Origin of the sequence: Pseudomonas sp. HMWF021 (genome assembly GCF_003061005.1) — a bacterium.
Lineage (GTDB): Bacteria > Pseudomonadota > Gammaproteobacteria > Pseudomonadales > Pseudomonadaceae > Aquipseudomonas.
Map to the genome: position 1 here is coordinate 1 of NZ_QAIK01000117.1, position 3,503 is coordinate 3,503.

The following is a 3,503-nucleotide window of genomic DNA, read 5'->3' on the forward strand; positions in this document are numbered from 1 at the left end:
TTGTTGGGGAGCGTTGTGGGGGTTGCCAAGAGGCCCGCTCGCCCGGAATTTTGACCGAGGGAGTTGTGGCTTAGAGGTGACTGTTTTTGGGGCCGCTTCGCGGCCCATCGGGGATAAATCCCCTCGCTACAGGTTCTGCGGCTGGCCTCATAGATTCAGGATCATCCTCTCAAGCGGTAGCGGTCATCCTTGACCTGATTGTCATCCGATCACTTAGAACGCGTAACTGGCCTTGAGACTGCCGCTGAAACCGTGGCTGTCACCGCCGCTGATGGCGCCGACTTCCGCGCCGACGCTGACGGCGCCGAGGCTGGCCATCAGGTTGACGCCGCCGCTGAACTGGTCGCGGTTGTCGAAAGCGGCGCGTTGTTCGATATCGAGGCCCAGCAGATGGCTGTTGCTGTTGACGTCGTTGTTGCCCAGCGTGCGTTCGTAGCCGACTTGCACGCCCGGCACCAGTTGCCAGGCGCCCATCGCAACCGGGGCAAATGCCACGTTGAGGTTGGCGACGGCGCTGCGGCGGGTGGCGGTGTTGTCGTCGACGTCGAGTGACAGTTCGCTGCCCTTCTCTTGGAAGCCTTTGAGGTCGAGGTGGCTGACGCGCACGCCCAGGCTCGGTTCGAGGAACATGCCGTTCACCGGGGCACGATAACCCAGCGCCAGGGTGGCGCCAGTAAGGTTGCCGTGGGTGTCGCCCTTGGCCGTGCCGAGGCCGCCGCCGAGGTCGCGTTTGCTGTCGTAATCGACGTAGCCGGCGCTGGCGTTGGCGTCGACGAACAGCCCGCGCTCCAGGCTGGTGAAGCCGTAGCGGGCGCCGAGGTTGAAGAAGGTGAAGTCGGTATCGGCCTCGCCGCCCGCGCCGCCGACGGTGCCTTTGCTATAGCCGAAGCCGCCGCGTGCGCTGAGTTGTTCGGAGAAGCGCTGGGTGATGCCGACCATCAGGCCCTGGCTGTGTTCGTTGCTGCTTTCGGCGTGGGACGAGCCGTCGGTGCCGAGGTAACCGGCCAGCGCGGTGGTCCACAAACGGTATTGGCCGACTTTCAGGTCGGTGCCGCTGGCGTAGGGTGCGGCGGCTTGTTCGATCATTGCATTTTGGCGCAGCAGGTAGCTGGCGGCATCGGCATGAACCTGACCGCCGACCTGGGATTCGACACCGCCGAGGGTGCCGGCGTCGATGGCCGATTGCAAGTAGTAGTTGTAGGCGCTGTAGGTGCCGGACAGGCTGGTGTTCTGCAATTGGCGGAGCAATTCGGCACCGGCAGCAGCGTTGCCGATCAACCCCGCCTGCCCCGGCAGGCTGTTGTACTCGACCAGTTTGCCGCGCAGCACATAGATGGTTTCCTGCGAAAGGCCGAGGCCTTGTTTGAGGTAGTTGTCCATGCTGCCGTATTCGGCGGTGACTTCATCGAGCCCAGCCTGCAAGTAGCTGGCCTGCACGCCGAGCAGCGGCGCATAGATCGAGGCCATGCTTGGCGGCATCGCTTTGAGAGTTGCGGCGACGCGGGCGGCGGTGTAGTCGTTGGTCGCCAGGTAGTTGGCCATGATGGTCGCGTTGTCGACCCCGGCGATGCTCTGCAACACGGCGGCGGTCCAACCGGTGCGGTCCTTGCCGGCGGTGCAGTGGAACAGTTGCGCACCGTCGGTGGTAGCCAGTTCGTTGAACAGCTTGCCGAACTGACCGCGCATCCCCGCATCGCTGACGAAGGCGCGGTTGGTCTGTTCCATCATGGCGATGGCATCGGCTGCACTTTTGAGCGACACGGTGGTGATGTTCGCACCCGAGGTGGTGCTGCCGATGATGTCGATGTTCTGGTAGGTGGCGCCGGTCAGCATCGTGTCGGGTGTGCCGGCGACTTCGCTTGGGGTGCGCAGGTCGTAGACGGCTTTGATGCCGAGGCTGTTGAGGGTCGCTAGATCCGCCGCCGATGGCGTGATCGCGTTGGAGCGGTAGAACACGCCGCCGCGCATGGTGCCGTCGTGGGCCGTCGAATACGCGGTGGTGAGGCCGGCGATGTCACGGAAGTTGTCGATGCTCTGCAGACGCGGCGTGTCGAGCGCGACGGGCTCGGCAGCATGGGCAGCGGCGATGGACAGGCTCAGAACGGACAGCGAACACACAAGACGTTGGAACACAGTGCAGCCTCATTGGAATTAGCGTTGGGCTGGCTACTATCTGCAATCAACTGATACCGAATATGACAGAACGACTGCGCAGGAAAATGGCTGCGCGATTGGGCCGTGAGCTGCGTTTTTTGTCCATGTGAGTTAACGAAAAACCCCTGTAGGAGCTGCCGCAGGCTGCGATCTTTTGATCTTCAAAAGCAAAAGATCGCAGCCTGCGGCAGCTCCTACAGGGGTTTGGCGGTTATTTCGAGGGATCGAGGACCAGCCGGCCATGGCCGCGCCGGCTCTGGCTTTTTTCCAGCGCGCGTTGCGCCTCACTCAGCGGGAACACCTCGACGTCGACGGTGAGGTGGCCGCGATCGAACAGTTCGGCAATCAACGATAACTGCGCACCGTCGGAGCGGGTGGCGAAGTTGATCGGGGTTACGCCGTAGTCATTGGCCAGAGTCATGCTCGGCGCGCTGACCGGCGAGACCAGCACACCGTGTTTTTTCAACACGCGGAACGAACGGTTCTGGGTGTCGCCGCCGACCAGATCGAGCACCACGTCGACGTCTGCCACCCACTCCTCGAACGCCTGAGTGGTGTAGTCGATCACGTGGTCAGCGCCCAGTTGCTTGAGGTACGCGTGGTTGCCCGCCGATGCGGTGGCGATGACTTCGGCGCCCAGATATTTGGCAATCTGCACCGCCATGCTGCCCACGCCACCAGCGGCGGCGTGAATCAGCACTTTCTGCCGCCGCTGCACGCCAGCATGCTCGGTCAACGCCTGCCACGCGGTGAGCGCGGTGGCCGGAACGGCGCCAGCCTGCAAGGCGCTGAGGGATTGCGGTTTCAGCGCCAGTTTGGTCACCGCAGCCACCGCTTTGCTCGCATAGCCACCGACGATGTTGATGAAGCCGAACACTTCGTCACCGCGCTTGAACTGCGTCACACCGGAGCCGGTAGCGATGACCTTGCCGGACACCTCGACACCCGGAGTGAACGGCAGTGGCAGCGGTATGAATGCTTTCATCGCGCCAGACAGCACCTTCCAGTCGATCGGGTTGACCCCTGCCCCAGCGACCTCGATCAGCACTTCACCTTCGCCGGCCACAGGGTCGGCACGTTCTTCCAGTTGCAACACGTCAGGGTTGCCGTATTCGTACACGCGGATGGCTTTCATGGGAGACCTCGATCAGTGGGAGTGGGCGGCGCGGTTTCAGTGGCGGCGAGCGTCAAGGCTGAAACGACCGGCGCCGAACGCGACGACTTGCAGCAGGCCACCGGCCATGGCGATGTTCTTGAAGAAGTGGATGAACTGGTTCTGATCGCCCAGCGCATTGTGAAACGCCAGCGCGGTGACCACGCTGAACACCGCCAGCACTGCAGCAACGGCG

At 63.0% G+C, this 3,503-nt stretch carries 2 protein-coding genes and 1 pseudogene; all 3 read right to left on the reverse strand.

The features are described from left to right. Positions 1-213 precede the first annotated feature (213 nt). Positions 214-2,133 carry a tyrosine-protein phosphatase gene (locus DBR18_RS15405; RefSeq protein WP_108590944.1) on the reverse strand — a complete coding sequence of 640 codons (1,920 nt, stop codon included), beginning with the start codon at positions 2,131-2,133 and terminating at the stop codon, positions 214-216. Between the two features lie 232 nt (positions 2,134-2,365). Continuing rightward, complete coding sequence (locus tag DBR18_RS15415; RefSeq protein ID WP_108590945.1) at positions 2,366-3,289, reverse strand: NADP-dependent oxidoreductase; 924 nt, start codon at positions 3,287-3,289, stop codon at positions 2,366-2,368. A gap of 36 nt (positions 3,290-3,325) precedes the next feature. After that, positions 3,326-3,503: pseudogene (locus DBR18_RS29280) on the reverse strand (LysR family transcriptional regulator); the annotation flags it as partial.

What these genes read in the sequence shown, in the direction of transcription:
- DBR18_RS15415 (WP_108590945.1), bottom strand. Translation starts at nt 3,289, where the DNA reads ATGAAAGCCATCCGCGTGTACGAATACGGCAACCCTGACGTGTTGCAA.